At 65.3% G+C, this 24,992-nt stretch carries 26 protein-coding genes; 11 read left to right on the forward strand and 15 right to left on the reverse strand.

The annotated features are described in order from the left end of the window. Window positions 1–140: 140 nt before the first annotated feature. Window positions 141–2,273, reverse strand: a complete 2,133-nt coding sequence (gene rpoD, locus AC066Y_RS29725) for an RNA polymerase sigma factor RpoD (protein ID WP_456758792.1) — start codon at window positions 2,271–2,273, stop codon at window positions 141–143. 253 nt (window positions 2,274–2,526) lie between these two features. Beyond that, complete coding sequence (gene dnaG / locus AC066Y_RS29730) at window positions 2,527–4,539, reverse strand: DNA primase (protein WP_478276968.1); 2,013 nt, start codon at window positions 4,537–4,539, stop codon at window positions 2,527–2,529. Window positions 4,540–4,749: 210 nt separating this feature from the next. On the opposite strand from dnaG, the gene AC066Y_RS29735 reads away from it, so the two are divergent. After that, the gene (locus tag AC066Y_RS29735; RefSeq protein ID WP_478276969.1) at window positions 4,750–5,304 is read left to right on the forward strand and encodes a chlorite dismutase family protein; all 555 of its coding nucleotides are present in this window, start codon (window positions 4,750–4,752) and stop codon (window positions 5,302–5,304) included. A gap of 5 nt (window positions 5,305–5,309) precedes the next feature. Here AC066Y_RS29735 and AC066Y_RS29740 read toward each other — a convergent pair whose 3' ends face one another. The 3 genes from AC066Y_RS29740 to AC066Y_RS29750 form a co-directional block, all read right to left on the reverse strand. Beyond that, on the reverse strand, window positions 5,310–5,708 hold the full coding sequence (locus tag AC066Y_RS29740; RefSeq protein WP_478276970.1) for a gamma-glutamylcyclotransferase family protein: 399 nt from the start codon (window positions 5,706–5,708) through the stop codon (window positions 5,310–5,312). A 163-nt stretch (window positions 5,709–5,871) separates the two neighbouring features. Next, window positions 5,872–6,684: a transglutaminase-like domain-containing protein gene (locus tag AC066Y_RS29745; protein ID WP_478276998.1), complete on the reverse strand. Its 813-nt coding sequence runs from the start codon at window positions 6,682–6,684 to the stop codon at window positions 5,872–5,874. Window positions 6,685–6,686: 2 nt separating this feature from the next. After that, window positions 6,687–7,589: a transglutaminase family protein gene (locus AC066Y_RS29750; protein ID WP_478276971.1), complete on the reverse strand. Its 903-nt coding sequence runs from the start codon at window positions 7,587–7,589 to the stop codon at window positions 6,687–6,689. Window positions 7,590–7,691: 102 nt separating this feature from the next. Here AC066Y_RS29750 and AC066Y_RS29755 point away from each other — a divergent pair, with 102 nt between their 5' ends. Next, the gene (locus AC066Y_RS29755; protein WP_478276972.1) at window positions 7,692–8,489 is read left to right on the forward strand and encodes an N-formylglutamate amidohydrolase; all 798 of its coding nucleotides are present in this window, start codon (window positions 7,692–7,694) and stop codon (window positions 8,487–8,489) included. A 432-nt stretch (window positions 8,490–8,921) separates the two neighbouring features. On the opposite strand, the gene AC066Y_RS29760 is transcribed toward AC066Y_RS29755, so the two are convergent. The 4 genes from AC066Y_RS29760 to AC066Y_RS29775 form a co-directional block, all read right to left on the reverse strand. Next, a complete protein-coding gene (locus tag AC066Y_RS29760) occupies window positions 8,922–9,104 on the reverse strand; it encodes a hypothetical protein (RefSeq protein WP_176529339.1) in 183 nt (60 codons plus the stop codon). Between the two features lie 7 nt (window positions 9,105–9,111). Further along, on the reverse strand, window positions 9,112–10,200 hold the full coding sequence (locus tag AC066Y_RS29765) for a PepSY-associated TM helix domain-containing protein (protein ID WP_478276999.1): 1,089 nt from the start codon (window positions 10,198–10,200) through the stop codon (window positions 9,112–9,114). Between the two features lie 281 nt (window positions 10,201–10,481). Then, window positions 10,482–10,658 carry a hypothetical protein gene (locus tag AC066Y_RS29770; protein ID WP_478276973.1) on the reverse strand — a complete coding sequence of 59 codons (177 nt, stop codon included), beginning with the start codon at window positions 10,656–10,658 and terminating at the stop codon, window positions 10,482–10,484. 9 nt (window positions 10,659–10,667) lie between these two features. After that, on the reverse strand, window positions 10,668–10,901 hold the full coding sequence (locus tag AC066Y_RS29775) for a DUF6894 family protein (RefSeq protein ID WP_478277000.1): 234 nt from the start codon (window positions 10,899–10,901) through the stop codon (window positions 10,668–10,670). A gap of 211 nt (window positions 10,902–11,112) precedes the next feature. On the opposite strand from AC066Y_RS29775, the gene AC066Y_RS29780 reads away from it, so the two are divergent. Genes AC066Y_RS29780 through AC066Y_RS29790 form a run of 3 tightly spaced genes read left to right on the forward strand, consistent with a single transcriptional unit; the run spans window position 11,113 to window position 15,373 of the window. Further along, window positions 11,113–11,775 carry a TetR/AcrR family transcriptional regulator gene (locus tag AC066Y_RS29780; protein WP_478276974.1) on the forward strand — a complete coding sequence of 221 codons (663 nt, stop codon included), beginning with the start codon at window positions 11,113–11,115 and terminating at the stop codon, window positions 11,773–11,775. Next, on the forward strand, window positions 11,772–14,453 hold the full coding sequence (locus AC066Y_RS29785) for a molybdopterin-dependent oxidoreductase (RefSeq protein ID WP_478276975.1): 2,682 nt from the start codon (window positions 11,772–11,774) through the stop codon (window positions 14,451–14,453). Before AC066Y_RS29780 ends, AC066Y_RS29785 begins: the two co-directional genes overlap by 4 nt. Continuing rightward, on the forward strand, window positions 14,450–15,373 hold the full coding sequence (locus tag AC066Y_RS29790; RefSeq protein ID WP_478276976.1) for an FAD binding domain-containing protein: 924 nt from the start codon (window positions 14,450–14,452) through the stop codon (window positions 15,371–15,373). The genes AC066Y_RS29785 and AC066Y_RS29790 overlap by 4 nt, the downstream gene beginning before the upstream one ends. Window positions 15,374–15,382: 9 nt before the next feature. Here the strand turns inward: AC066Y_RS29790 and AC066Y_RS29795 are convergent, their stop codons facing one another. Beyond that, a complete protein-coding gene (locus AC066Y_RS29795) occupies window positions 15,383–16,000 on the reverse strand; it encodes a LysE family translocator (protein WP_456758807.1) in 618 nt (205 codons plus the stop codon). A gap of 237 nt (window positions 16,001–16,237) precedes the next feature. On the opposite strand from AC066Y_RS29795, the gene AC066Y_RS29800 reads away from it, so the two are divergent. The 4 genes from AC066Y_RS29800 to AC066Y_RS29815 are packed head-to-tail and all read left to right on the forward strand — an operon-like array spanning window position 16,238 to window position 18,014. Next, on the forward strand, window positions 16,238–16,552 hold the full coding sequence (locus AC066Y_RS29800) for an ArsR/SmtB family transcription factor (protein ID WP_028333124.1): 315 nt from the start codon (window positions 16,238–16,240) through the stop codon (window positions 16,550–16,552). Continuing rightward, entirely contained in the window at window positions 16,545–17,009 is a 465-nt protein-coding gene (locus AC066Y_RS29805) for an SRPBCC family protein (RefSeq protein ID WP_478276977.1), read from the forward strand. Before AC066Y_RS29800 ends, AC066Y_RS29805 begins: the two co-directional genes overlap by 8 nt. After that, window positions 17,002–17,469, forward strand: a complete 468-nt coding sequence (locus AC066Y_RS29810; protein ID WP_478276978.1) for an SRPBCC family protein — start codon at window positions 17,002–17,004, stop codon at window positions 17,467–17,469. Before AC066Y_RS29805 ends, AC066Y_RS29810 begins: the two co-directional genes overlap by 8 nt. A gap of 32 nt (window positions 17,470–17,501) precedes the next feature. Continuing rightward, window positions 17,502–18,014: an SRPBCC family protein gene (locus AC066Y_RS29815; RefSeq protein ID WP_478276979.1), complete on the forward strand. Its 513-nt coding sequence runs from the start codon at window positions 17,502–17,504 to the stop codon at window positions 18,012–18,014. Between the two features lie 152 nt (window positions 18,015–18,166). Here the strand turns inward: AC066Y_RS29815 and AC066Y_RS29820 are convergent, their stop codons facing one another. From AC066Y_RS29820 to AC066Y_RS29835, 4 genes are all read right to left on the reverse strand, one after another. Further along, window positions 18,167–19,777 carry an acyl-CoA synthetase gene (locus AC066Y_RS29820; RefSeq protein WP_478276980.1) on the reverse strand — a complete coding sequence of 537 codons (1,611 nt, stop codon included), beginning with the start codon at window positions 19,775–19,777 and terminating at the stop codon, window positions 18,167–18,169. A gap of 57 nt (window positions 19,778–19,834) precedes the next feature. Continuing rightward, entirely contained in the window at window positions 19,835–21,355 is a 1,521-nt protein-coding gene (locus tag AC066Y_RS29825; RefSeq protein ID WP_478276981.1) for an FAD-dependent oxidoreductase, read from the reverse strand. 69 nt (window positions 21,356–21,424) lie between these two features. Beyond that, window positions 21,425–21,892 carry a hypothetical protein gene (locus AC066Y_RS29830; protein WP_478276982.1) on the reverse strand — a complete coding sequence of 156 codons (468 nt, stop codon included), beginning with the start codon at window positions 21,890–21,892 and terminating at the stop codon, window positions 21,425–21,427. A 15-nt stretch (window positions 21,893–21,907) separates the two neighbouring features. Further along, complete coding sequence (locus AC066Y_RS29835) at window positions 21,908–22,363, reverse strand: GatB/YqeY domain-containing protein (protein WP_092124143.1); 456 nt, start codon at window positions 22,361–22,363, stop codon at window positions 21,908–21,910. Window positions 22,364–22,434: 71 nt separating this feature from the next. Here AC066Y_RS29835 and AC066Y_RS29840 point away from each other — a divergent pair, with 71 nt between their 5' ends. Continuing rightward, complete coding sequence (locus tag AC066Y_RS29840) at window positions 22,435–22,809, forward strand: hypothetical protein (protein ID WP_173638490.1); 375 nt, start codon at window positions 22,435–22,437, stop codon at window positions 22,807–22,809. A gap of 6 nt (window positions 22,810–22,815) precedes the next feature. On the opposite strand, the gene AC066Y_RS29845 is transcribed toward AC066Y_RS29840, so the two are convergent. Beyond that, entirely contained in the window at window positions 22,816–23,517 is a 702-nt protein-coding gene (locus AC066Y_RS29845) for an alpha/beta fold hydrolase (protein WP_478276983.1), read from the reverse strand. A 161-nt stretch (window positions 23,518–23,678) separates the two neighbouring features. Between AC066Y_RS29845 and carA the strand changes: the two genes are divergently transcribed. Further along, window positions 23,679–24,872, forward strand: a complete 1,194-nt coding sequence (carA, locus tag AC066Y_RS29850) for a glutamine-hydrolyzing carbamoyl-phosphate synthase small subunit (RefSeq protein ID WP_478276984.1) — start codon at window positions 23,679–23,681, stop codon at window positions 24,870–24,872. Window positions 24,873–24,992 lie beyond the last annotated feature (120 nt).

The raw sequence follows: 24,992 nt of genomic DNA on the forward strand, positions 1-24,992 counted from the left end.
GGGGAGGGTTGGGGAGAGGGGTGCCCCGGGCGCTGGCGTTGAGAATTTTGCGGGATCTCTACAAATGAAAACGGCGGGCCTTTGCCCGCCGCTTTTGTCTCGATGGATGCCCGGGCCAAGCCCGGGCATGACGACCCGAATTAGTTGTCGAGGAACGACCGCAGCTTCCGCGACCGCGACGGGTGCTTCAGCTTGCGCAGCGCCTTGGCTTCGATCTGGCGGATGCGCTCGCGGGTGACCGAGAACTGCTGGCCGACTTCTTCCAGCGTGTGGTCGGTGTTCATGCCGATGCCGAAGCGCATGCGTAGCACGCGCTCCTCGCGCGGGGTGAGCGAGGCCAGCACGCGCGTCGTGGTCTCGCGCAGGTTCGATTGGATCGCGGCGTCGATCGGCAGGATCGCGTTCTTGTCCTCGATGAAATCGCCGAGATGCGAATCCTCCTCATCACCAACAGGGGTTTCGAGCGACAGCGGCTCCTTGGCGATCTTGAGGACCTTGCGGACCTTCTCCAAGGGCATGCCGAGCTTCTCGGCGAGCTCTTCCGGGGTCGGCTCGCGGCCGATCTCGTTCAGCATCTGGCGCGAGGTGCGGACGATCTTATTGATCGTCTCGATCATGTGCACGGGGATGCGGATGGTGCGGGCTTGGTCGGCGATCGAGCGGGTGATCGCCTGCCGGATCCACCAGGTGGCGTAGGTCGAGAACTTGTAGCCGCGGCGATATTCGAACTTATCGACCGCCTTCATCAGGCCGATATTGCCTTCCTGGATCAGGTCGAGGAATTGCAGGCCGCGGTTGGTGTACTTCTTGGCGATCGAGATCACGAGACGGAGGTTGGCTTCCACCATCTCCTTCTTTGCCTGACGGGCCTCGCGCTCGCCCTTCTGCACGCCGTGCACGATCTTGCGGAATTCGCCGATCTCGAGCCCGGTGAGCGCCGCCAGCGACTGGATCTCGTGACGCAGGTCCTTGATGCGGTCCTTCTCGTGATGGACGAAGTTCTTCCAGCCCTTGGCCGACAGCTTGGAGACGCGGTTGAGCCAGCGCGGATCGAGCTCCGAGCCCTGGTAGTTGCGCAGGAAGTCCTCGCGCGCGACGCCGTGGCTGTCGCCGAGGCGCAGCAGGCGGCCCTCGAACGAGACCAGCTTCTTGTTGATGTCGTAGAGCTGCTCGACCAGTGAATCGATGCGGGCCTGGTTGAGGCGCAGCGACTTCACCTCGACGATGATCTCGTCCTTCAGCTTCTTGTACTTGCGCTCCTGCGAGGGCGACAGCGACTCGCTCTGCAGCTGGTTGGCGATGTCCTGCTCCTGCAGGCGGCGCAGCTTCTTGTACTCGGACGCGATCTTGTCGAAGGTCTCGACCACCTTCGGCTTCAGCTCGGCCTCGATGGCGGCGAGCGACATCTGGTTCTCGAACTCGTCGTCGTCCATGTCGCCTTCGGCGGCGGCTTCGGCCGGATCCTTCTCCTCAACGCCGGCTTCGCCACCGGCGGGCGCGGCGCGGAACGGGGTCGGCGCCGGCGGCGCTGCGGGCGGCGCGACATGGGCCGGCGCGCCGGCCTGCACATCGCCGCCATTGCCTTCAGCGGCGGCGCCCTCGGCGCCGTTGTTGCCGATCAGGTTCGGATTGATGCCGCCCTTCGACTCGGGGCCGGCATAGGTGGCTTCGAGATCGATGATGTCGCGAAGGAAGATCTTTCCTTCGTTGAGCTCGTCGCGCCAGATGATGATGGCCTGGAAGGTCAGCGGGCTCTCGCAGAGGCCCGCGATCATCGCCTCGCGGCCGGCCTCGATGCGTTTTGCAATGGCGATTTCGCCCTCGCGGGAGAGCAATTCCACCGTGCCCATCTCGCGCAGATACATGCGCACGGGATCGTCGGTGCGCTCGCCAGGCTCCGACTTCTTGACCTCGGTGACGGCCTTCTGCGTGACCTCAACGAGCTCGTTGTCGGTCTCGTCGTCGCCGTCGTCCTTCTCGTCCTCGCCTTCGCTATCGTCGGCCTCGGTGACGTTGATGCCCATGTCGGACAGCATCGACATGATGTCCTCGATCTGTTCGGGCGAGGTCGTGTCGGAGGGCAGTACTTCGTTGAGCTGATCGAAGGTCACGAAGCCGCGCTTCTTGGCCTGCTTGATCATCTTCTTCACCGCGGCATCCGACAGGTCGAGCAACGGCGACGGCGCGTCAGCGGCATCCTTCTCAGGAGCATCCGCTGCCTTGTCGTCTTTTTCCTTGTCCTTAACCTGCAGCGTCTTTGCCTTGGTGGCCATTCACTAAGCTCCCGAAACGCGGTCATGCGAAATGGCGCCACGCACGCGCATCCGCACGAAATCTAGATTTACTCTCTCGACGCACAAAGGGCGGCGCATAATCTCGCCACCCCTCTGATCCGTCTCGACGGTTTCCATCTTGAAATAGCCGCGAGGCTATTAAGTTTCGCTTAACCCTGTTTTTGCAGCCAAACCATGGATTTGGCGAGTCTTTTTGCGGGTGCGGCCAGCGCCGTCCGCAGCATTTTTGTTATCAGACATTACGCTGGAACCGGCCCGATAATTCGCCGAACCCTTCAATCAGGGCTTCGGTCCCGTCGGCTTCTGCCATCCGGGCCTGGATATCCTGCAACCACGCCAGATTGGCCTCGCTGGAGTCTTCAGCCAAAGCCGCTTCCGCATCTTTTCTTTCCCTAAGTAAGGCGTGGGTTTTCTGATGCAAGGCAACGAGTTGACGCCAGGTCGATAAAACATCCTCGCGCGCGGCGCCGATCTGCGCCGCCCACACCGCCTGGGTTGTGATCGCCCGCTCAACCCTTTGAAGAATCTGAGATAATCCACCCGCCTCTAGGTCGGCCCGCATCTTTTCGGCCTGCTCCTCGACATCAGGAGAATGGTGATGGTCGTGGGCAAAGGCGGCAATAATCGCAGCCCGCAGCTTGTGGGCCTCGGGATGGGCGAGCTCCAGGGCCGCCACCTCCTCGAGATGGTCGTGCAGCAGCCAGGGGTGATTGATCAGGGATTGCAGGATCAGCGCCTCGCGGCTCGAGATCGCGCTGCGCTGGCCGCGCATGATCGGGCTGTTGGCCAGTTGCTGGCTCGCGGCCTGATAGGGACCCCGTGAAAACCCGGGGGTGCCGCCGCCCTTGGCGCCGAACCGGCCGCCCTGACCCGGGCCGCGGGGGGCAAACTGGCGGGGTGATTCGCCGCCGCGGCCACCGCCGAAATTGCCCCTGTTGCCGTAGCCGCCGCGGCCATAACCACCGCGTCCCCCCTCCGGGGCGAAGTTGCGTTGCAGCCGCTCCTGCAAATCCTGCCGGTAATAACGGCGCACCACCTCGTCGCGGATGCCATTGGTGAGCTCGCCGATCCGTGCCTCCAGTGCTGCGCGGCGCTCGGGGGTGTCGAAATTGCCGCCCTCGATCTCGCGCGACCAGATCATTTCGGCGAGCGGCCTCGCGGCGCCGATCACATCCTCGATCGCGCCGCGGCCGCCGGAGCGCGCGAGATCGTCGGGGTCCTGCCCTTCCGGCAGCAGCGCAATACGCAGGCTCTTTCCCGGCCTGAGCTGGGGCAAGGCAAGGTCAGCGGCGCGATAGGCGGCCTTCTGGCCGGCGCGGTCGCCGTCGAAGCAGAGGATCGGCTCGTCCACCATCTTCCAGAGCATCGCCAGCTGGTTCTCGGTCAGCGCGGTGCCGAGCGGCGCGACGGCGCCGGGAAAGCCCGAGGTGACCATCGCGATGACGTCGACATAGCCCTCGACGACGATCAGCTGCGCGCCGTCATGCGCGGCCTGGCGCGCGGTGAACAGGTTGTAGAGATTGTCGCCCTTGTGAAACAGCGGGGTTTCCGGCGAGTTCAGATACTTGGCCGGAACGTCCTTCTCCAGCGCGCGGCCGCCGAACGCGATGACGCGGCCGCGGGCATCCGTGATCGGGAACATGACGCGGTCGCGGAAGCGATCGAACGGCACCGGCTTGTCCTCGCCGGACACCAGCAGCCCCGCCTCCACCATGTCCTCGGTGGAGATGCCCTGCGCACCGAGATGCTCCTTCAGGGCAAAGCGATCCGGCGGCGCATAGCCCATCCGGAACTGGAGCTGGGTCGCCGGCGAGATGCTGCGGTCTGCGAGATAGCCGCGCGCCTTGGCGCCGCCCCGCGAGGCCAGCGTATCGGCGAAGAACTTTGTCGCCAGTTCCATCACGTCGTGCAGGGTGCGGCGATGCTGCTCGTGGCGCGCCGCGTCGGGCGTCACGGCCGGCAGCGCGACGCCCGCCATCGCGGCGAGACGTTCCACCGCCTCGGGGAAAGTCACGCCCTCGGTCTTCATCAGGAAGTCGAAGATGTTGCCGTTCAGCCCGGACGAGAAGTCGAACCAGGCCTGCTTCTGGTCGTTGACGAAGAACGACGGCGTCTTCTCCTGCTGGAACGGCGACAGCCCCTTCCACTCCCGACCGGCCTTCTTGAGCTTGACGCGCCGGCCCACGACTTCCGAGACCGGAAGCCGGGCGCGCAGCTCATCGAGGAATTCGGGCGTGAAACGCATCAGGGTGATTCTGGGCTCGGGCGGCGAATCGCGGACAACCGGTTAGCCATATAGCGGCACGGCCGGGCATGCCGAACAATGTGGGGCTTTTCCGGGCTATTCACAGGCCTGGTCCGTCACGGCTCCGTCGAGCGGGCTACCCCCGAATCCACGGTGGAGAGCCTGCACGGCAAGCTTGCCCCCTCCCCGCTTCCGGGATTGGATAGCGCCATGTTCACGACATTCAGGGGCGGACAGAGCGGCGGCTGGCAGGTCACCTCCATCACGCGGGTGAAGGGCGAGACGCTGCCGAAGGTCGCGGCGTTGTCGATCGTTGCGAGCGAGTCGATCGCACTGCCGCTGTTGCCGGCGCAGACCTCCTGGCGGCTCGCCGGCGTTGCCAGCTATCTGCGCTATACCGAGAAGGAAGAGCGCGAGAAGCTCGCCGCCGTGCAGGCCGGGCTCGGCCGCAGCGAGGCAACGCATGCGGCGCTGATCCCGATCAGGAAATCCGCGGCGTGGTGGGAGCTGACGCAGCCGGAGCGCCGCGAGATCTTCGAGGACAAGTCGCATCACATCGCCGGCACCTTGAAATTCCTCCCCGCGATCGCCCGCCAGCTGTTTCACGCCCGCGACCTCGGCATGCCCTTCGACTTCCTGACCTGGTTCGAATTCGCCCCGGAGCATGACAGCCTGTTCGACGAGTTGGTCGGTATGCTGCGCGCGACCGAGGAATGGAGCTATGTCGAGCGCGAGGTCGACATCCGGGTCGAACGGGAAGTCTGAAGCAGTCAGTGCTCGAGAAACTTTCCTGACGCGATCCACGGCAGCTCGGTGACCGACCAGTTGTAGAGATAGGTCCACGCCTCGCTCACGCTGCCGTCGGCGAGCGTGACAGCAAGCATTTCGCGGACATATTCGGTCGGCGGTGGAAAGCCTTCACCGCAGGCTTCGTACATGTCGAATTCGCGCAGCATGGCCTCGCGCTCGCGGAGGCGAAACAATTCGCCGTGCACGATGTCGGCGGGATCGTCTGACGCGACCAGGCCCGGATAGTGCTTCACCAGATAGAGCCTGCCGCGGCACTGCGCCGGCCCGAGGAATTCGGCATTGCCTGCGAGCAGCTTGGCCATCGGATGGTCGAAGCCGCGCATCAGCGTGCCATAGACGAAGAGAAGGTCGGAGATCATGAGCTCACTAGTCATTCCGGCAGAATGGGGCAGCATAACTCACAAGCTGCGCCTCACACTCGCTGTCGTCCCTGCCTAGTGCGCAATTGCGCACGGGAGCAGGGACGACGACGGGAAGCGCTGCAAAGCTGCGAGCCCTGAATGACGGAATGGCCGGGAAGAATCAAGCCGTCGCCACCTCGTCGGTCACCACGACAAACTTCGTCAGCGTCATGCGGCCGAAGCTCGTGGTGAGCGCGACGTCGGCAGCGTCGCGGCCGGTCGCCATCAGGATGCGGCCGATCCGCGGCGTGTTGTGGCGGGCATCGAAGGTGTACCACTGGCCCGACAGATAGACCTCGAACCAGCCGGAAAAATCCATCGGCGCGGGATCCGGCGGGACCCCGATGTCGCCGAGATAACCGGTGCAGTAGCGCGCCGGAATGCCCATGCAGCGGCAGAAGGTGAGCGCCAGATGCGCGAAGTCGCGGCAGACGCCGGCGCGGCCTTCGTAGACGTCATGCGCCGACTTCATGTGATGGGCGTGCTCGTAGCCGAACGTCACATGGTGGTGTACGAAATCGGTGATCGCCTGCACCCGCGCCCACCCCTGCGGCGTGTTGCCGAACAGCGACCAGGCGATGTCGGTCAGCTTGTCGGTCTCGCAATAGCGGCTCGGCATCAGATAGAGCAGCATGTCGTCAGGCAGCTGCTCGATCGGAACCTGCTGCGCCGCCGGATTGACGACATCGGGCAACCCGGAATCCCGCACCAGCGCGCTGCCGCGGAAGGTGACACCACCGGCAGGGGCGACCAGACGCCCGCAGACATTGCCGAAGCCGTCGCGATAGAGGCCGATCGGGACATCCGGCTCGGCAGCAATGCTCTCGGTGCCGACGATATCAGCGTAGCGTGACGGATGGATCGACAGCATGATCACCATCGGGGTCGGCTGCGGAGCCGTGTAGGTGATCTCGAAGCCGACCTTGATCTGCATCGTCAAGCCGTCTCCCGCTCCGCCGCATTCTCGCCGACCGACACGACCTTGATGTCGATGTCCATGTCCAGAAAGGCATCGGTCGGGCCGAGATAGACGCCGTGCAGCGGGATCGCCTGGCGCGGATCGCGCGCGACCGCGACGCGGATCAGATCGCGCGTGCCGACGATGCCGTTGGTCGGATCGAACTCGATCCAGCCGGCGCTCGGCAGATAGACCTGCACCCAGGCGTGGGTCGAACCGCCGCCGACATAGCCATGCGCGCTGTCGGTCGGCATCGCGAGATAGCCGGAGACGAAGCGCGCGGCGATGCCAAGCCGGCGCAGCGCCTCGATCATGAACAGCGCATAGTCGCGGCAGGTGCCGGACTGCGTCCGCAGCGTATCGAGCGGATGCTGGGTGCCATGCTCAAAGCGCTTGCGATAGCTGAACGCCTCACGGATGCCATGCGTCATGTCGCTCAGGATCTTGAACGTCAGGGTCGGCGCCTCGACATCGAGGAAGCGCCGCGCCCAGGCCGACAGTTCGCCGTTCGGGTCGCCATATTGCGGCGTGATGAACTGCTGCAGGTCGGGGAATTCCTCATCATCGTAGAGGAACGGATAGAAGTAGGCGGCGTCGTCCGGCGTCAGCGCGAACCTGTCGGCCGGATTGTGATCCACCGTCGCGGTCGAGACGAACGACAGCGTGTCGGCGCGCTCGTCGAAGGTGGCGATCGCGACGCTGTTGCCGAACACGTCGTGGATCCAGCGCAGCGACATTGGCTGCGGGTCGATCGCAAGTGCGCTGTCGAGCACGCGCAGATCATGGCCGTCGCGGGGGCGCAGCATGATGCGGTGTTCGCCGAACGCCACCGGGCGCGCATAGCGATAAACGGTCTTGTGATGGATAGTCAGGAGCGGCATCTTCAAACAATCATCGTGATTTGGGCCGCCAAATCTATAGAGAATGCTGCTCGATTCCAAACCAGCATGCCCCTTGAATAGGCAAAGTTGAGGAAAAAGCCCGTGAATCACGCCGGTGGCCCGTTCTTTCTGCTGACAAACACCGATGTTTCACCGGTTCTTGAACATAATCCTGGCGGCCGCTCGCCGTTCCTTCTGACTTGCGATCATTATGGCAGGCTGATTCCCTCCCCGCTCGGCGACCTCGGCCTGCCCGAAAGCGAGCTCGTCCGGCACATCGCCTGGGACATCGGCATCGCCGGCGTCGCAACCCAGCTCTCCGACCTGCTCGGCGCGCACCTGATCGCGCAGCGGTACTCGCGGCTCGTGATCGACTGCAATCGTCCGCCGCATGTCGCAAGCGCTGTCCCGCTGATCAGCGAAGCCACCACCGTTCCCGGCAATGAAGGCCTGTCGCGCGAAGCCGCCGAGATGCGCCGCGCGCAGATCTTCGAGCCCTATCACCAGCGCATCGACGAGATCATCGACGAACGTGCGCGTCAGGGCATTCCGACGGTGCTGGTGTCGCTGCACAGCTTCACGCCGGTCTATGCCGGCATCGCGCGTCCCTGGCACATCGGCACGCTCTATCACCGCGACAAGGCGCTGCCGCCGCTGCTGCTGAAGCATCTGCGCAGCGAGGGCGATCTCGTGGTCGGCGACAACGAGCCCTATGCAGTCAGCGACGAGACCGACTACACGATCCCCGTGCATGGCGAGAAGCGCGGCCTGATGAATTCCGGCATCGAGATCCGCCAGGACCTGATCTCCGACCAGGCCGGCGAGACGGCATGGGCCGAGCGGCTGGCGCGCATCCTCGGCGAGATCGAGACGACACTGCGTGTGGAAGCGCGGGTCTAGCCATACGACGGACTCCGTTTCACCCCGCCCCGCGTGCGGGGAGAGGTCGGAACGCATCGTCAGATGCGTTCCGGGTGAGGGGGAGCCTCCGCAAACGCGGCCATCACTGTATGCGCGGAGAGAGCCCTCACCCCAACCCTCTCCCCGTAAGAATGGGGCGAGGGAGCGCAGCAGCGCCGCGGTCGCTGCTCAACCCGATCTCATCATGCTCTAGCCAGGTATCTTCGGCCGCCGGGGACGGAGCCGCCGCTTTCTCGGCGAACGATTGACTGACATCGCCTTTCGGACCGGCACGCGCGCGACTCTGAATTTGCGAGTGGCCTCGATCGCCGCCGCCGAGCCGACGCAGCCGTGGCAGATGATCTGCGGTGTTCGCAACGGGCGCGATGCCGCACGCGAGGCACGTGCGTGGCGTCGATCAAGCCAACCCGATCAATTCGGTCGGCGCCGCCAGATGAACAGCAGATAGAGCAGCACGGGCAGGCCGAGCGCCACCCAGGAGACGGCATCCCACCAGCCGTCTCCGACCAGCGCGCTGATCAATCCCACTGTGCTCACGATCGCGATGACGAGCGGGGCGGCGAAGATCTGGCTCAATGAACGGTGTGCGACCATGCTGATGTCACGAGGTGAGCGCGGGGTTGTCGATGGAGGCGGCGTTGGCGATGGCGCGTTCCTGGCTGACACCCGCCTTGCGCCGGCGCAGCCATAGATACGCGCCGGTGACCAGGACGAAGATGGTGAGGATGTCGAGCAGCGCCCAGACGATCTTGAGCGGCATGCCGCCGTAATCGCCGAAATGCAGCGGCTGTGAGACGTAAAGCGTCGACACATACCAGGGCATGTCGCGGCTGTCGGTCAGTGTCCCGGTTTCCGCATCGATCAGCGCGGGTTTCAGCAGCCGCGAGGTCAGCGGCGTATCGCCGTGCAGGAACACCGCGTAGTGGCTCTTGCTGCTGAACAGGGTCCCCGGGAACGCGACGAAGCTCGGCGTCATTCCAGGCACTGCATGCCTGGCGACCTCAACGGCCCCGTTCAGCGAGGTCAGCTTCGACGGCACCGGCCGGTCCTTGTACTGCGCGGTCATTTCGGCGAGTTGGCCGAATTGCCACATCTTGAGCACGAGGTCGGCCCAGGTGTTGATGACGCCGGTGAAGCCGACGACCAGCGTCCAGGCGACCAGCAGGATGCCGGCGAGATTGTGGACGTCGAGCCAGCGCACGACGCGCCTCCGCTGCGCACGGTAGGCACCGAAGCGCAGCTTTCGCATCGATGGCGCGTAGACGACGGTGCCGGAAATGATCGCGACGCAGAACAGGATCCCCATCAATCCAAGGAACAACTTGCCGGGCAAGCCCGCGAACATGTCGGTGTGCAGCTTCAGCATGATGTAGGTGAAGCGGCCGGTCACGTCGGGGGAATCGAGATAGGCGCCGGTATGCGTATCCATCCGGATCAGGAGGTTGTTGGTCGGATCGGCGTCGATCGTCGGGCCGACGCTGACCCACATCGCGCCGGGCTCGTCGCGATCCCAGATCAGGAAATGAGGCACCTTGCCCGGCGCCCGCGCGAGCGCGTTGGCGAGCAGATGATCCAGATTGGCCGGCGGCGTGCCTGCGGCCGCCTCGGCCGGCTTGACCTGGCTGTGCAGGAGATCATCGATCTCGTCGTGGAAGATCAGCGGCAGACCGGTGATGCAGAGCAGCAGCATGAACAAGGTGCAGATCAGGCTGGTCCATTTGTGGACGGCGCCCCATCGCCGCAGGGATTTGGTCGTCGCAGTCAACTTCGCTACCTAATTCCAGTCTCCATTCTTGCCGTCACTAACACGATGAGAGATGCACGCGGTCGCGCGGCGATTAGAACCCGTCCAGTGTTGGACTTATCGTCGGTCGTGTTGCGATCACGCAACGAGAGCGTCCGCGAACTGCGAGGATGCGTCCCTGCCTTCAGCGCGATTTCCTGGGATCGTTCTAAATTGGATCTCCGCGTTCAGCCGGCTGACGCGGCGTGGACGGGATGCTTCGCACGCCATTTGGGGCCCGGCCCGCGCATGTAGTGCAGCTCGGGCCGGTAGGGATCGCGCATTCGCGCGATCAAATTCTGCCAGCCGGTCATGATCGCGCTCAGGCCGCGGCGCAGAGGTAGCAATGACTGCAGTGACAGCATGGTTTCCTCTCAATGCGGTTTGCCGAGAACGGATGCGAAGGACAGGATGACGATCTCCTCGCCGGCCTCGTCGCTGACATGCACCGCCCAGTCACGCCAATCTTCCAGGCTGGCGGTTGCGACCAGCGATCGCATCATGCAGGTCGCCGCCTCGCAGGCCTCCGCGAGGCTCGTCACCGAGGTGCCGCGGCGATCCATCAACACGCCGCGGGTGTTCGAGCAGTGGAAAAAGACCTGCGTCATGTCCTGGGCCATGTCCGTATCCTCGAAAGCTCCGGGCGAGCAGGCTCGCCTTTGCACGACGAAGCTCTACGTAACTTGGACGCGACCATCCGTGATGCGGTTCACGGGCGCAGGCGGCGCGGCGGCCTCGCGGAATGGTGATCGTGGGCTCCAGCACTACCCTCACCAAATCGCGATTTGACAGTTTTTATATGTTTGTCAAAATCGTCAAATGGGACCGAAAACCCGCATCCTCGATGCCACCATGCTGGTTTTCCGCCGGCACGGCTTTCGCCGCTCCTCGATCGAGCAGGTCGCCGAAACGGCCGGCCTGACGCGGCAGGCGCTCTATCATCACTTCGAATCCAAGGAAGCTTTGTTCCGCGCCGTGATCGAGCGCGTGCATGAGAGCGCGATCGCGGCCGAGGACGCGGCCATTGCCGAGGCGGAGACGGCGGGCGGCAATCTCGGCGACATTCTCGCCGCGGGCATGACCGCGCGGATGTCGACCATGATCGGATCGCTGGACGGCTCGCCGCACCTCGAGGAATTGTATTCCGAGCACCTCGTGCACGCGCGCGACCTCTACCAGACCTATGCCGCACGCTATGCGGAGCGCATGGTCGCAACGATCTCGCGGGTCGTGCGCCGGCAGCAGCTGTCGCTGCCGCAGGATCTCTCGCCGGCCGAATTCGCGCGGCTGGTCGAAATGTCGATGTACGCAGCGAAGTCGCAATATCCGGCAATGCAGCCGGCGGACGCGTTCCTGAAGGACATGGCGACTATGGTGCGGACGCTGTGCGCGGGCGCGGTGCCGAAATCACCACAGCCGCCCGCCAGGAAGGCGGCAATCCGCAAGAAGCCAACACGCAAGACAACTGGAGGACAGTCATGACCACGACGACCGTCAACGGCCGCGTCGAATCCCTGCCCGATGATCCCGACGCACTCCTGATCGACATCGTGCGCGACCAGCTCAAGCTCACCGGCACCAAGCTCGTGTGCGGCGCCGGTGTCTGCGGCGCCTGCACGGTGCTGGTCGATGGCGCGCCGGTCGCAAGCTGCCTGATGCCGGCGCACGCCGCGGCCGGCAAAGCGGTGACGACGGTGGAGGCCATCGGCGCCGCTGGGCTGCATCCGGTGCAGAAGGCGTTCATGGCGCATGATGCCCTGCAATGCGGCTTCTGCACGCCCGGCTTCATCGTGGAAACAACCGCGTTCTGCGACAACTGGCGCGCGACCAGGGGAACCGCAATCCCGTCGCGCGAGGAGATCGGCGCGGCGCTGTCGGGCCATCTCTGCCGCTGCGGCGCCTATGACGGGATCTTTCGTGCGGTGGCGGATGCCTGCGCCGGCCGCTTCGACGGCGACAATGTCACAGCGCCGCGGATCGAGGCGCGCGACAAGGTGACGGGCGCGGCGAAATACACCGTCGACATCAACCATGACGGCCAGCTCGAAGGCCTGATCCTGCGCTCGCGCGAGGCGCATGCCCGCATCACCGCGCTCGATCTGGCACCGGCGCGCGCGCTCGCCGGTGTCGCCGCGGTGTCGCTGCTCGGCGACGACCGTATCGTGCGCTATGTCGGCGAGCCGATTGCCGCGGTCGCCGCGCGCGACCGCAAGTCCGCGCTGGCCGCGCTGGCTGCGATCAAGCTGACCAGCGAACGGCTGCCCGCGGTGGTCGGCCTCGACGCCGGGCGCAAGGACGGCGCGCCTGTGGTGTTCGACAAAGCGAGCCGCAAGCGGGCCGGCAATGTCTCGGAGGCGGCCGGCGGGCCGGCACCATGGAAGCAGAACATCCGCGGGCCGACCGCGGTATTCTCGACGCGCGCCAAGAAGGCCCGCAACTGGGTCGATGAGGCGCGCCAGGCCAACAACCGCCTGCTGGTCGAAGCCACCTTCCGCACCGCCACGCAGCAGCACGCGTGCCTGGAGCCGCATGCTGCGGTGGCGCGCTTCGACGGCGACCGGCTGACCCTGCACGCCTCGACCCAGCAGGTGTTTCATCTGAAGGAGCAGATCGCAAAACGCTACAAGCTCGATCACGACAAGGTCCGCGTGATCGCCGATCACGTCGGCGGCGGCTTCGGGTCGAAGGCGAGCCTGGGCGTCGAGACCATCGCCGCCATCGAGCTCGCGCGCGAGGCGAAGGCGCCGGTGCGGGTCGCCTACGATCGGCAGGAGGAGCTGTCCGTCGCCGGTTATCGTCCGGCCGCGGAGCTGAAGGTCGCGCTGCTGCCCTCCGACAAGGGCAGCCTGAAGGCGCTCTCGGTCACCGCGCACGCCGATACGGGCGCCGCGACCAATTCGACCATCGCGGGCCTCGCGCGGCTGATCTATCCGGCCGAGGCGAAGGACCTTTCGGATTTCGACGTCATCAGCAATCTGCCGCCCGGCGCGGCCTTCCGCGGCCCCGGCGGTCCGCCGATGGCATTCGCGGTGGAGCAGGCGATCGACGAGGCCGCGCTGCGGCTCAACGTCGATCCGATCGCCTTGCGCAAGCGCTGGGATCCCGATCCCAACCGCCAGCGGCTCTACGACTGGGCATCCGGGCTCGAGATCTGGCGCAACCGCAAGCCGGCGCAGAACGGACGCTATCGCCGTGGCATCGGGATGGCGACGGGCTACTGGCTCTATCTCTGGCAGCCCAACGTGAAGGTCGAGGTCGCGGTCAAGGCCGGCCGCATCGTCGCCAGCACCGCGACGCAGGACATCGGCACCGGCACCCGCAGCGTGCTCGCCGACACGATCGCGCGCGAGTTCGATCTCGAGCCCGCTGACATCGACGTGCGGATCGGCGATTCATCGCTGCCCGAAGGCCCGGGCTCCGGCGGCAGCCGCGTCACCGCCTCGGTGATGCCGCCGACGCTGCAGGCGGTGCGGAAACTGAAGGCCGCAATCCTCGAGCAGGCGACACGAAAGCCCGTGCCCGGCTCGAACGCGCCCTGGCGCGAGCTGATCGCGCGCTCGCCCGACATCGCGGTGACGGAGACGCGCGGCGAGGACGGCAAGAACACCGCGCCTGGCATCCGCTCGCCGCTGCGCGAAGTCGGCCTGATGGGCATGGTGTTCGGCTGGATGATGCGCCGCTTCTCGAACATCGCGGTCGGCGCCGGCGTGCCGAGCTCGGTGCAGGTGATCGAGGTGGAGGTCGACACCTGGCTCGGCCATGTCCGCGTGCTCAACGTGCACACTGGCATCGCGGTCGGCAAGATCGCAGCGCCCGCGCTGGCGCGCAGCCAAGCCTGCGGCGCGGTGATCCAGGGCCTCGGCTACGCGCTCTACGAGGCGCGCGAGCTCGATCCGACCAGCGGCGACGTCCTGACCGCGGGAATGGAGGATTATCGCATCCCCGGTATCGCCGACACGCCCGAGATCGACGTCCATTTCGACGAAGCCGGCTTCGACCATGTGGTCGGCAACAGCGTCGGCATCGGTGAGGCGTCGACGGTGCCGACCTCGGCCGCGGTCGCCAACGCGATCCACGACGCGATCGGCGTCCGCCTCACCGAGATTCCGATCCGGCCCGACCGCATCGTCGCCGCGCTGAAAGGGAGGGATGCCGCATGAGCGTCGCAACCGCAGACGTCATCACCGCGCCCGAATTCCGCGCCGCCGGCACCGACCTGTCGGAGCGCCGCCGCAGCGGCCTGTCGTGCGGATCGATCATCGATCTCACCGCCAGTCCCGATACGATCGGGGTCGCGTGGGGTGCAGACGGCGCGGCACGCATCGGCGCCCTGACCGCGATCGCGGCGATCGCATCCGATACGCGGCTGGCGCAAGCCTATCCCGGCATCGCCGCGGCCGCGCAGGGCCTCGCCACGCCGCAGATCCGGCACATGGCGACGCTCGGCGGCAACCTCGCGCAGCGCTCGCGCTGCTGGTATTTCCGCAATCCGCAGATCGCCTGTCTCAAGAAGGGCGGCTCCAACTGTCCGGCGCGATCGGGCAATCATCTCTATCACGTCGCGTTCGATCTCGGCCCTTGCGTGGCGCCGCATCCATCGACCATGGCGATGGCGCTGCTGGCTTATGATGCGAAGGTCACCACGGACCGGCGCAGCGGATTGTCGATTTCAGACCTGCTCGGCGACGGCAGCAATGGCACGGTCGACAATCTGCTCGCATCGGGCGAACGGATCGAGCGGATCGAGCTCCCTGTCCCGCTGGCCGGCGAGCGCGCGCTCTACAAGCGCGCGATCAGCCGCTCATATGCGGAATGGCCGCTGGTCGAGATCTGCGTGCGGGCGGTGTTATCCGGCGGCACGTTCCAGCAGATCCACATCACGGCCGGCGGCATCGCCCCGGTCCCGCTGCGGCTCACGGCATGCGCTGCCGCGCTGCAGGGACAGCCGGCCAATGCGTCGACCATCGCGCAAGCCGCCGAGCTGGCAACATCGGGGGCCAGGCCGCTGACGATGACCGGATACAAGCTCGACCTGCTGACGGGCCTCGTCCGCGACGTGGTCGAGCGGGTTGTGGCGTAGCGCGCAGGCTCAGCGCGCGCGGGTGAGTGCCAGCCAGATGCCGCCGCCGATCATGAAGCCGCCGGAGATGCGCGACATCAGCCGGGTCCGCTCCTTGGAGAAAAACTTTCGGGCGCGGCCGGCCGCCAGCGCGTAGGCGGCGTCGGTCAGCACGGCGGTCGCCATGAAGGTGACGCCGAGCAGCGCCACCTGCGGAATGTGCGGCTTGTCCATGTCCATGAACTGCGGAATGAAGGCGCCGAAGAACACCAGCACCTTCGGGTTCGAGAGCAGCACCAGAAAGCCCTGCAGGAAGAAGCCGCCGCGCGGCGGCGGCGGCCGATCGTCGGTGCCGACGCCTTCGACCGGCGAGCGGATCAGCTTGATGCCGAGCCAGACCAGATAGGCTGCACCGGCAAAGCGCACCCAGTCGAACCAGTAGCCCATCGTCGCCATCAGCGAGGTTAGCCCGATCGCGACGATGCCGATCACGATCGCGAGCCCGACCTGCGCGCCCAGCACATTGGTGAGCGCGGCGCGCGTGCCGTAGCGCAGCCCGTTGGCGATCACCATCGTGACGATCGGACCGGGCAACAGCGCCAGCGCGATGCAGGCGGCGACGAAGGCGAAATAGGCTTGCAGGGACATGATGGGCTCTTCTGCTTTCTTTGTCGTCATTATGCACGTGAGCGGCGGTCATGGAAACATCCCCGCTCCCTCGCCCCGCTCTTGCGGGGAGAGGGTCGGGGTGAGGGGCTCCCTCCGCCAGGCGGTGTAAGTGGATAGACCTGTACCCTCACCCGGATCGCATCTTGCGATGCGATCCGGCGGCGCCCAAACACACGCTCTTGACATGCAACCATTTGGTTGCCTATTATCTGACCCATGGATGAAGTCTTCAAAGCCCTCGCGGATGCCTCACGGCGGACGCTGCTTGACCGGCTTCACGATCAGAACGGGCAGACGCTCGGCGAGCTCTGCGACGGCCTCGACATGACGCGTCAGGCCGTCACCAAGCACCTTGTGATTCTCGAGGAGGCCAACCTCGTCACCACGATCAGGCATGGCCGCGAGAAGCTGCATTACCTCAACCCGGTCCCGATCCATCAGATCGGCGAGCGGTGGATCAGGAAGTTCGAGCGCGGGAAGCTCGCCGCGCTCAGCGAATTGAAACGGCAATTGGAGAAGCGTGATGAGTAAGCCGGATTACGTCTACGTCACCTATATCGAGACCACGGCCGAGAAGCTGTGGCATGCGCTGACATCGAGCGACTTCACCGAACGCTTCTGGTTCGGCTATCGCGCCAGCTCCGACTGGAAGGTCGGCTCGCCCCACCATCTCAGCAAGGACGGCCGCCGCGCCGTGCAGGGCGAGGTGCTGATCGCCGATCCGCCCAGGAGGCTCGCCTACAGCTGGGACGTCGTGAAGGAAGGCGCCGCGCGCGAGCAGGTCTCGTGCGTGACCTTCGACATCGAGCCGCACGGCGGGATCGTCAAGCTGACCATGACGCATGACAATCTCGGCCCGAGGACGCTACGCGACATCTCTGGCGGCTGGCCGATGGTCATCGCAAGCCTGAAGAGCTTCCTCGAGACCGGGCGCGAACTGCCGGCCGACCTGCTCACCAGCGGCGCCCGGGAGCCTTACCATGCCTAAGCCCGAATTCGTTTACGTGACCTACATCGAGACCACGCCGGAGAAGCTGTGGGAGGCGCTGACATCGAGCACGTTCACCCGGCAGTACTGGTTCGACACCGAGCTGCAATCGGACTGGAAGGTCGGCTCGCCGCTGGCGCTGGTGATGGGTGGCGAGACCACCGACACCGGCGAGATCCTCGAGGCCGATCAGCCGCGGCGCCTCGCCTACACCTTTAAGCACGTGCGCGACGAGGAGATGCGCAAGGAGCCGGCGACCAAGGTGGTCTTCACGCTCGAGCCGCACGGCGCGATCGTGAAGCTGACCGTGACCCATGAGGGCTTCGGCGCGGGCAGCAAACTGCTCGACGGCATTTCCAGGGGCTGGCCGGCGATCCTGTCGGGGCTCAAGAGCCTGCTCGAGACCGGCAAGGCGGTCACGATCCCGCCTGCCGCGCTCGGGATCGACGGCTTCGAATGACAATGAAAATCTATCGAAGGACACGTGCGGACATGAACATCGAGAAATTCAAGCCGGCGATCGTCTATGTGATCTACATCGCCGCCACGCCGGAGAAGGTATGGCAAGCACTGACGAATGCCGAATTGAGCCGGCAGTATTTCTCCGGCAACGCCGTCGAGGTCGATCTTCGGGTCGGCGGCGCCTACATCGTGCGCACGCCCGACGGCGCGCTGCACATCTCCGGCGAGGTGATCGCGTGCGATCCGCTGAAGCGGCTGACCGTCACCTTCAACGTCAACTGGCCGCAGCTCGTCGAAAAGCTCGGGCCGACGCTCGTCACCTACGAGATCGAGCCGGCCGGCGACGGCGTGAAGCTGACCTTGCTGCAATCGCATGACCGCCCGATCAGCGACGACATCCTGTCCGGTGGCCGCACCGGCTGGCCGGCGATCCTCTCCAGCCTGAAGAGCCTCGTGGAGACCGGCAAGGCCATGGTGATCCCGATGCAGCCGCCGCAGCGCATGCTGGCCGCACTGAGGGAATTGGGCATCCCGATGCCGTGAACATACCCGCCTGTCGTCCCTGCGAAAGCAGGGACCCATAACCACCGCCCTGCGTGGTGGAGCACGCTGGGGCCACAGCGTCGCGCAACATTAAACGGCAGTGGTTATAGGTCCCGGGTCGCGCTTCGCTTGCCCGGGACGACGGTGGAGAGTTATCCCAGCGCCCGCAACTCCCGCCGCAGCACCTTGCCCGTCGCGGTCATCGGCAGGCTGTCGGCGAACTGCACGAAGCGCGGATATTCGTGGGCGGCGAGCTGGACCTTGACGAACTCCTGGATCTCGCGCGCCAGCGCGTCGCTCGGCGCATAGCCAGCCCGCAGCACGATCCAGGCCTTGATCGATTCGGTGCGGATCGGATCGGGAATGCCGACCACCGCCGACATCGCGACCGCCGGATGCTTCATCAGCGTGTGCTCGATCTCGGACGGGCCGACGCGGTAGCCGGCGGTGGTGATGACGTCGTCCTCGCGGCTGACGTACCAGAAATAGCCGTCCTCATCCTGCACGCCGAGATCGCCGGTCAGCAGGAATTCGCCGGCATATTTCTTCTGCGTCGCTTCCGGATTGCGCCAGTACTCGATCATGGTGCAGGGGCACGGCTGGCACACGCCGATGATGCCACGCTGTCCCCGCGGCAGCTCCTCGCCTCTGTCGTTGACGATGCGGACGTCGAAGCCCGGCGTGGCGCGGCCCATCGACCCCGGGCGGATCGGAAACAGATTGGAATTGCTGCCGATCACGAGATTGCATTCGGTCTGCCCGAACACCTCATGGGCATCGATGCCGAAGGTCTCGCGCACCCAGCCCAAAAGCTCGCCGCCGAGCGACTCGCCGCCGGTGAAGATGCTGCGCAGCCTGACGCCGGAATTTTTCACATTGGCTTGCCGCATCAGCTTCAGCGCGGTCGGCGGCAGGAACACGTTGCGGATGCCGAGCTCGGCCATCATCTGCATCGCGGCCTGCGGCTCGAACTTGCGGGCGCGGTGACCGACCATCGGAATGCCATGGTACCAGAACGCGAACAGGCCGTTGATCAGCCCGCCGATCCAGGCCCAGTCGGCCGGCGTCCACATCAGGTCGCCGGGTCGCGGCAGGAAGTTGTGGCACATCTCGACATTGGGCAGATGGCCGAGCACGACGCGGTGCGCATGCAGTGCGCCCTTCGGATTACCGGTGGTGCCCGACGTGTAGATGATCAATGCGGGATCGTCGGCCGAGGTGTCGACGGTGGCAAATTCCGGGGACGCCGACTTGATCGCTCTCCAGAATGACTTGGTACCGGCCAGCGTCTTTTCGCCGACGATATAGACGCTCTTCAGCTCGGGCAGGCGATCGCGGATCTTGGCGATCTTCTCCCAGCCGGCCTCATCGGTGATGACGGCTTTCGCCGCGGAGTTCGACAGGCGGAATTCGAGCGCATCCTCGCCGAACAGCGCAAACAGCGGGATCGAGATCAGCGCCGCGCGGAATGCCGCGAGATGCCCGACCGGCAATTCGAGCGACTGCGACAGGAACACCGCGACACGGTCGCCGCGCACCAGGCCGTCGGCGGTCAGCACATTGGCAAAGCGGCGCGAGGCGTCTGCGACCTCATCGAACGAGGTGCGCGTGGTCCGGCCATCCTCATCGACATAGATCAACGCAAGCCGGCCCGTGCCGTCGGCATGGCGGTCGCAGCAGGCGGTCGCCATGTTGAAGCGCTCGGGAACCTCCCAGCGGAAGTTGCTGTAGAGCTCGTCGTAGGTTTTGGCTTCCTGAAGCATGGCTACAGAGTAGACGATTGCCGTCAGACCACAAACCCCTCCCTGCGGGGAAAGCGGTCAGGCTGCCGCCTGCTGCATTGCGATCTCGGCCTCAAGGCTTTCGCGGTCGCGATAGATCGACGCGACCGCGAGCACGCGCCCGCCGCGCGTGTAGCGGAGCATGCAATCCCGGCCGGCAATGCTGCCGTCCACCGCGATCTCGTCCCACTGCTCGGCGTGCCCGACATAGTTGATCGGCACGTCGTAATGCTGGCTCCAGAAGAACGGCACCGCATCGAACACCTCGCGCTGCCCAAGCATATTCCGCGCGGCGGTCTGGCCCTGGCGCTCGGCCACCACCCAGTGTTCGACCCGAATGTTCTCGCCGCTGTGCGGATCGGGCCAGCGCGCGATGTCGCCGGCCGCGTAGATGCCGGGGACGCTGGTCTCGAGACAGGCGTCCACTTTCACGCCGCGATCGATCGCGAGCCCTGCTCCCTCCGCCAGCGCCAGCCGCGGCTTCACGCCGACACCGAGCACGACGAGGTCGGCATCGAGCACCGACCCGCTCTTCAGGCGCGCGCGCTTGCCGTCGATCGCGGTCACGGTGTCGCCGAGGTGGAAAACGACGCCATGCTCCTCGTGCAGCGCGCGGACGAAATCGCCCATCTCAGGTCCGAGCACGCGCTCCAGCGGCCGCTGCTCCAGCCCGACCACGTGAACCTCGATCTCCCTCGCGCGCAACGAGGCCGCAACCTCGAGCCCGATGAAGCTTGCGCCGATCACGACCGCGCGGCGCGCTCCGCTGGCCGAGGCGATGATCGCCCGGCAATGGTCGAGCGTGCGCAACACGTGAACGTGGGGCTGATCAGCGCCTGGGATCGGCAGGCGTAGCGGCTCCGCGCCGGTCGCCAGCAGCAGCCGGTCATAGGGAAGCGCCTCGCCGCCGGCGAGCACCACGTTACGGTGGCCGGCGTCGATCGACTGGACCTCGGTCCTGAGTCTGAGATCGATCGCCGCGTCAGCATAGAAACTGTCCGGTTTCAGCGGCAGCCAGTCTTCCGGCGCGCTGCCGGCGAGGAAGTCCTTTGACAGGTTCGGCCGATCCACCGGCGACGCGGTCTCGCCGCTCAGCATGACGATGCTGCCGCGATAGTCCTGCCGTCGCAGCATCTCGGCGGCGGCAAAGCCTGCCGCGCCTCCGCCGACGATGACGATCCGGCCGGGCGCGTCGCGCGAGCCCTTGACGCGGGGTTTCGGCTGCTCGCGCTTCTCGCGCACGATGATGCGATCGCCCTCGCGCTCGACCTTCCAGACCGCGAGCGCGTTGAAGGCGGGCGCGGCGGTCGCTTCACCGGTGCGAATGTCGAAACAGGCGTGATGCCAGGGGCAATGGACGGTCTCGCCCTCGACCAAGCCGTCGGCGAGCGGGCCATGGTAATGGCTGCAATGCGCATCGATGGCGAAAATGTCCGCCCCCGAACGCACCAGCAGCACGTCCTCCTCGCCGACATGGCCGAGCAACATCGTGCCCGAGAATTCGGCGAGTGCCACGCCTTGTGTCAGATCCGGACCGGAAGGAGCTTGCTGATCGGCCATGGCCTGTCTCCAGTTTATACAGGACTTCCACCTCGATGGCGCCGCCCGCCCCTTCTTGGCGGACTGATCTCAGCTGCCCTGCATGTAGCGGACCGGGTTCTCCTTGTCCGCCTTGAAGATATCGGCGGCCTCGGCGAACAGCGCCGCAACGGCTGGCGGCTTCAGATCAACAAACGCCTCGAAGCTGAAATTGTTGCCGCCCGCCCGCAATTCGCCGAGCGTGCCGGCGTAACAGGACACCAGCGGCTTCCCATTACGGGTCACCGCGACATAGACGCTGATGTAGTTCTTCTGCAGCGCCAGCCCGATCACCGGCCAGACCGCCGTCTTGCCGGACTTGATCGCATAGCGAAACTGACCGTAGCCGATCATGTTCATGCGCATGCCGGCCTCACCGGCCGGCGTGCCCGCATGAAAGTGCCGCTTGAGCGAAGGCGCGGCCTTCCGCATCACCGCATGCAGTTGTTCGAGATCCGCGGTCCGGCCGGGATCGAAGGCGAGGTAGGCTTCCAGACTGTCCGCCGCAACACGAAACACCGGAAGCCTCCGCCGCTATCCCGCGAGCGCCGCCTTGACGAGGCCGCTGGCCTTGCCGAAATCCATCTGGCCGGCATATTTCGCCTTCAGGGCGCCGATCACCTTGCCCATGTCCTTGATGCCGGCCGCATTGGTCTCGGCGATAACAGCCGCGATCGCGGCCTTCACGTCGTCGTCGGACATCTGCTTCGGCAGGTACGCCGAGATCACGGCAATCTCCTCGCGCTCCTGGGCGGCGAGCTCGGCACGGCCGCCCTTGTCGTAGAGCTCGACCGATTCCTGGCGCTGCTTGATCATCTTCTGCAGGACGCTCAGAAGGTCGGCATCGGAGAGTGGCGGCTTGCCCTGCCCACGCGCGTCGATGTCGGCGTTCTTGATGGTCGAATTGACCATGCGCAGCGTGGAGAGCTTGCGCTCGTCCTTCGCCTTCATCGCTTCCTTGACCGCCGTATTGATGTCGTCGCGCAGCATTGTCGCCTCACTCAAGACCGCGCCGCAAACTCGTGGCGCACGGTAGATTCCAAGTCTATATAGGCACTTGCATGGGAACTGGAAAGCATCTCGCGACACTTGCGTTCTGTCTCGCGCTGCTGTGGGCGAGCCGTTTTGGCCCCTACGCCTGCGCAACGCTTCCGGGCTTTGCTCAGGAAATCAGCTCCTCCTGGCCCAGCCTGATGGCAAACGGCTTCCTCTTGATCGCGTTCCTGTATGTGCCGGCCTACGATTTCGTATCCTGGCTGTCCTACCGGCTCGGTTGGGACAAGGATTTCGACCCGATCGCGGTCTATCCCGAGATACAACGACCGGGACAACAGCCGATCTCGCAAACGACCAAGCGGTTTCTCTATCCGCTCGATCTTGCCATCGTCGGCTTTGTGCTCCTGCCATTGTGGACAAAAGCCGCTCATTGCGGCTGATGGCAATCAGCTCCTGAGCCATTCGACCAGCGCATCGGCGCAGGCCTGCGGCTGCTCCAGTTGCGGCAGGTGACCGCAATTGGCGAGCACCACGAGCTTTGCCCCGGGAATGCCGTTGGCCATCTCGTCCGACAATAAGTTCGGAACGGTGTTGTCGGTATCCGACGTCAGCACGAGGGTCGGGCACTTGATCCAGGCCATGCTCGGCCGCGAATCCGGCCGGCTGAGCACGGCGTTCTGCTGGCGGATGAAGGCCTCGGCGCCGACGTCCTCGCTCATGTCGTCAACGATCCGGCGCAGGCTTGCATCGCCCTGCCGCGACGGATGCACGAAGCCCAGAAACAGCTCGTCAACCACGCTCCGGTACTGACCGTTTCTGGCACGCTCCATCATGCCGCGGCGGCGTGCGGTTGCTTCCGGCGTGTCGGCCCTCGCCTGGGTGCTCATCAGCGCCAGTTTCGCGACCCGCTCGGGCGCCTGGCGCATGATCTCGAAGGCGATGTAGCCGCCCATCGAATGCCCGGCGAGCGCGAAGCGCGGTGGCGCCTCGGCCAGGATCCGGCGGGCGATCGCCCCCATATTGTCGTCCCTGACGTGGTTGGCGACCGTGACCGGCCCGCACCGCCACAGCGCCGGGATGACCGGGGCAAAAATCCGCGGTGAGCAGATGAGGCCCGGGACGAGCAGGATCGGCATCGTATTGTCCATGAGGGAGCTCCGGACCGGGTCATTTTCGGCAAGCAAACGGCCGCTTCAAGGAACATTAGATTAAAAGGCCGTTCCGGCCTGTCAAATCGGCGGGTATTGCCGTGTGAATCCGTGCCCTTTCGCTTTGACGCCGCAGGGTGCGGCGACTATTTAAAGGGCTCATGACAACCCCCGAAAACGCTCCCGCCTGGCCGGACCACAAACCGACCGCGCTCCTTGTGCTCGCCGATGGTACCGTGCTGGAAGGCTTCGGTCTCGGCGCGGAAGGCCACGCCGTCGGCGAGGTCTGCTTCAACACCGCGATGACCGGCTATGAGGAGATCCTCACCGATCCGTCCTATGCCGGCCAGATCATCACCTTCACCTTCCCGCATATCGGCAATGTCGGTACCAACGAGGAAGACATCGAGACGGTCAACATGGCCGCGACACCCGGCGCGCGCGGCGTGATCCTGCGCTCGGCGATCACGGATCCCTCGAATTACCGCGCCACCAAGCATCTCGATCAGTGGTTGAAGGCGCGCGGCATCATCGGCCTTTCCGGCATCGACACAAGGGCGCTGACCGCGCTGATCCGCTCCAAGGGCATGCCCAACGCCGTGATCGCGCACGCTAGGAACGGCGAGTTCGACCTGCACGGCCTGAAGGAAGAGGCCCGCGAATGGCCGGGCCTCGAGGGCATGGACCTGGTGCCGATGGTCACCTCCGGCCAGCGCTTCACCTGGGATGAGACCCCCTGGGAGTGGGGCAAGGGTTTTGGCCTGCAGACCGCGCCGGAGTTCAACGTGGTCGCGATCGACTACGGCATCAAGCGCAACATCCTGCGCCTGCTCGCCGGTGTCGGCGCCAAGGTGACCGTGGTGCCGGCGACGACGGCGGCCGAGGATATCCTGGCGATGAAGCCGGACGGCGTGTTCCTGTCCAACGGACCCGGCGACCCCGCCGCGACCGGCAAATATGCCGTGCCCGTCATCCAGAAGGTGATCGCCTCGGGGACGCCAACCTTCGGCATCTGCCTCGGCCATCAGATGCTCGGCCTCGCCGTCGGCGCCAAGACCATGAAGATGCATCAGGGCCATCACGGCGCCAACCATCCGGTCAAGGACGAGACCACCGGCAAGGTCGAGATCACCTCGATGAACCACGGCTTCGCGGTGGACCAGGCCACGCTGCCCGCCGGTGCGACCCAGACCCATATCTCGCTGTTCGACGGCTCCAATTGCGGCATTGCGCTCGAGGGCAAGCCGGTGTTCTCGGTGCAGTACCATCCCGAGGCCTCGCCCGGCCCGCGCGACTCGCACTATCTGTTCCAGCGGTTTGCCGATCTGATGCGGAAGAAGAAGCAGGCCGCATAGATCGCAGCCGTCAGCGCAGCCCTTCATGGATTACCGCATGCCCGGACCACCTGGTCCGGGCATGATCTTTTGTCACGCCTTGCATGAGCGGACACTGCCAAGCTACTCGTCATATGATGA

This window comes from Bradyrhizobium sp. USDA3010 (genome assembly GCF_056429065.1).

Bases quoted from the DNA above. Each gene is read 5' to 3' on its own strand.
- AC066Y_RS29805 (WP_478276977.1), top strand. From the start codon at position 16,545: ATGAGTAAGCCGGATTACGTCTACGTCACCTATATCGAGACCACGGCC.
- AC066Y_RS29825 (WP_478276981.1), bottom strand. From the start codon at position 21,355: ATGGCCGATCAGCAAGCTCCTTCCGGTCCGGATCTGACACAAGGCGTG.
- AC066Y_RS29845 (WP_478276983.1), bottom strand. From the start codon at position 23,517: ATGGACAATACGATGCCGATCCTGCTCGTCCCGGGCCTCATCTGCTCA.
- carA (WP_478276984.1), top strand. From the start codon at position 23,679: ATGACAACCCCCGAAAACGCTCCCGCCTGGCCGGACCACAAACCGACC.
- AC066Y_RS29780 (WP_478276974.1), top strand. From the start codon at position 11,113: ATGGGACCGAAAACCCGCATCCTCGATGCCACCATGCTGGTTTTCCGC.
- AC066Y_RS29810 (WP_478276978.1), top strand. From the start codon at position 17,002: ATGCCTAAGCCCGAATTCGTTTACGTGACCTACATCGAGACCACGCCG.
- AC066Y_RS29790 (WP_478276976.1), top strand. From the start codon at position 14,450: ATGAGCGTCGCAACCGCAGACGTCATCACCGCGCCCGAATTCCGCGCC.
- AC066Y_RS29765 (WP_478276999.1), bottom strand. From the start codon at position 10,200: ATGCTGCTGCTCTGCATCACCGGTCTGCCGCTGATCTTCCACGACGAG.
- dnaG (WP_478276968.1), bottom strand. From the start codon at position 4,539: ATGCGTTTCACGCCCGAATTCCTCGATGAGCTGCGCGCCCGGCTTCCG.
- AC066Y_RS29735 (WP_478276969.1), top strand. From the start codon at position 4,750: ATGTTCACGACATTCAGGGGCGGACAGAGCGGCGGCTGGCAGGTCACC.
- AC066Y_RS29785 (WP_478276975.1), top strand. From the start codon at position 11,772: ATGACCACGACGACCGTCAACGGCCGCGTCGAATCCCTGCCCGATGAT.
- AC066Y_RS29795 (WP_456758807.1), bottom strand. From the start codon at position 16,000: ATGTCCCTGCAAGCCTATTTCGCCTTCGTCGCCGCCTGCATCGCGCTG.
- AC066Y_RS29840 (WP_173638490.1), top strand. From the start codon at position 22,435: ATGGGAACTGGAAAGCATCTCGCGACACTTGCGTTCTGTCTCGCGCTG.
- AC066Y_RS29775 (WP_478277000.1), bottom strand. From the start codon at position 10,901: ATGACGCAGGTCTTTTTCCACTGCTCGAACACCCGCGGCGTGTTGATG.
- rpoD (WP_456758792.1), bottom strand. From the start codon at position 2,273: ATGGCCACCAAGGCAAAGACGCTGCAGGTTAAGGACAAGGAAAAAGAC.
- AC066Y_RS29745 (WP_478276998.1), bottom strand. From the start codon at position 6,684: ATGCAGATCAAGGTCGGCTTCGAGATCACCTACACGGCTCCGCAGCCG.
- AC066Y_RS29740 (WP_478276970.1), bottom strand. From the start codon at position 5,708: ATGATCTCCGACCTTCTCTTCGTCTATGGCACGCTGATGCGCGGCTTC.
- AC066Y_RS29820 (WP_478276980.1), bottom strand. From the start codon at position 19,777: ATGCTTCAGGAAGCCAAAACCTACGACGAGCTCTACAGCAACTTCCGC.
- AC066Y_RS29750 (WP_478276971.1), bottom strand. From the start codon at position 7,589: ATGCCGCTCCTGACTATCCATCACAAGACCGTTTATCGCTATGCGCGC.
- AC066Y_RS29770 (WP_478276973.1), bottom strand. From the start codon at position 10,658: ATGCTGTCACTGCAGTCATTGCTACCTCTGCGCCGCGGCCTGAGCGCG.
- AC066Y_RS29815 (WP_478276979.1), top strand. From the start codon at position 17,502: ATGAACATCGAGAAATTCAAGCCGGCGATCGTCTATGTGATCTACATC.
- AC066Y_RS29835 (WP_092124143.1), bottom strand. From the start codon at position 22,363: ATGCTGCGCGACGACATCAATACGGCGGTCAAGGAAGCGATGAAGGCG.
- AC066Y_RS29800 (WP_028333124.1), top strand. From the start codon at position 16,238: ATGGATGAAGTCTTCAAAGCCCTCGCGGATGCCTCACGGCGGACGCTG.
- AC066Y_RS29760 (WP_176529339.1), bottom strand. From the start codon at position 9,104: ATGGTCGCACACCGTTCATTGAGCCAGATCTTCGCCGCCCCGCTCGTC.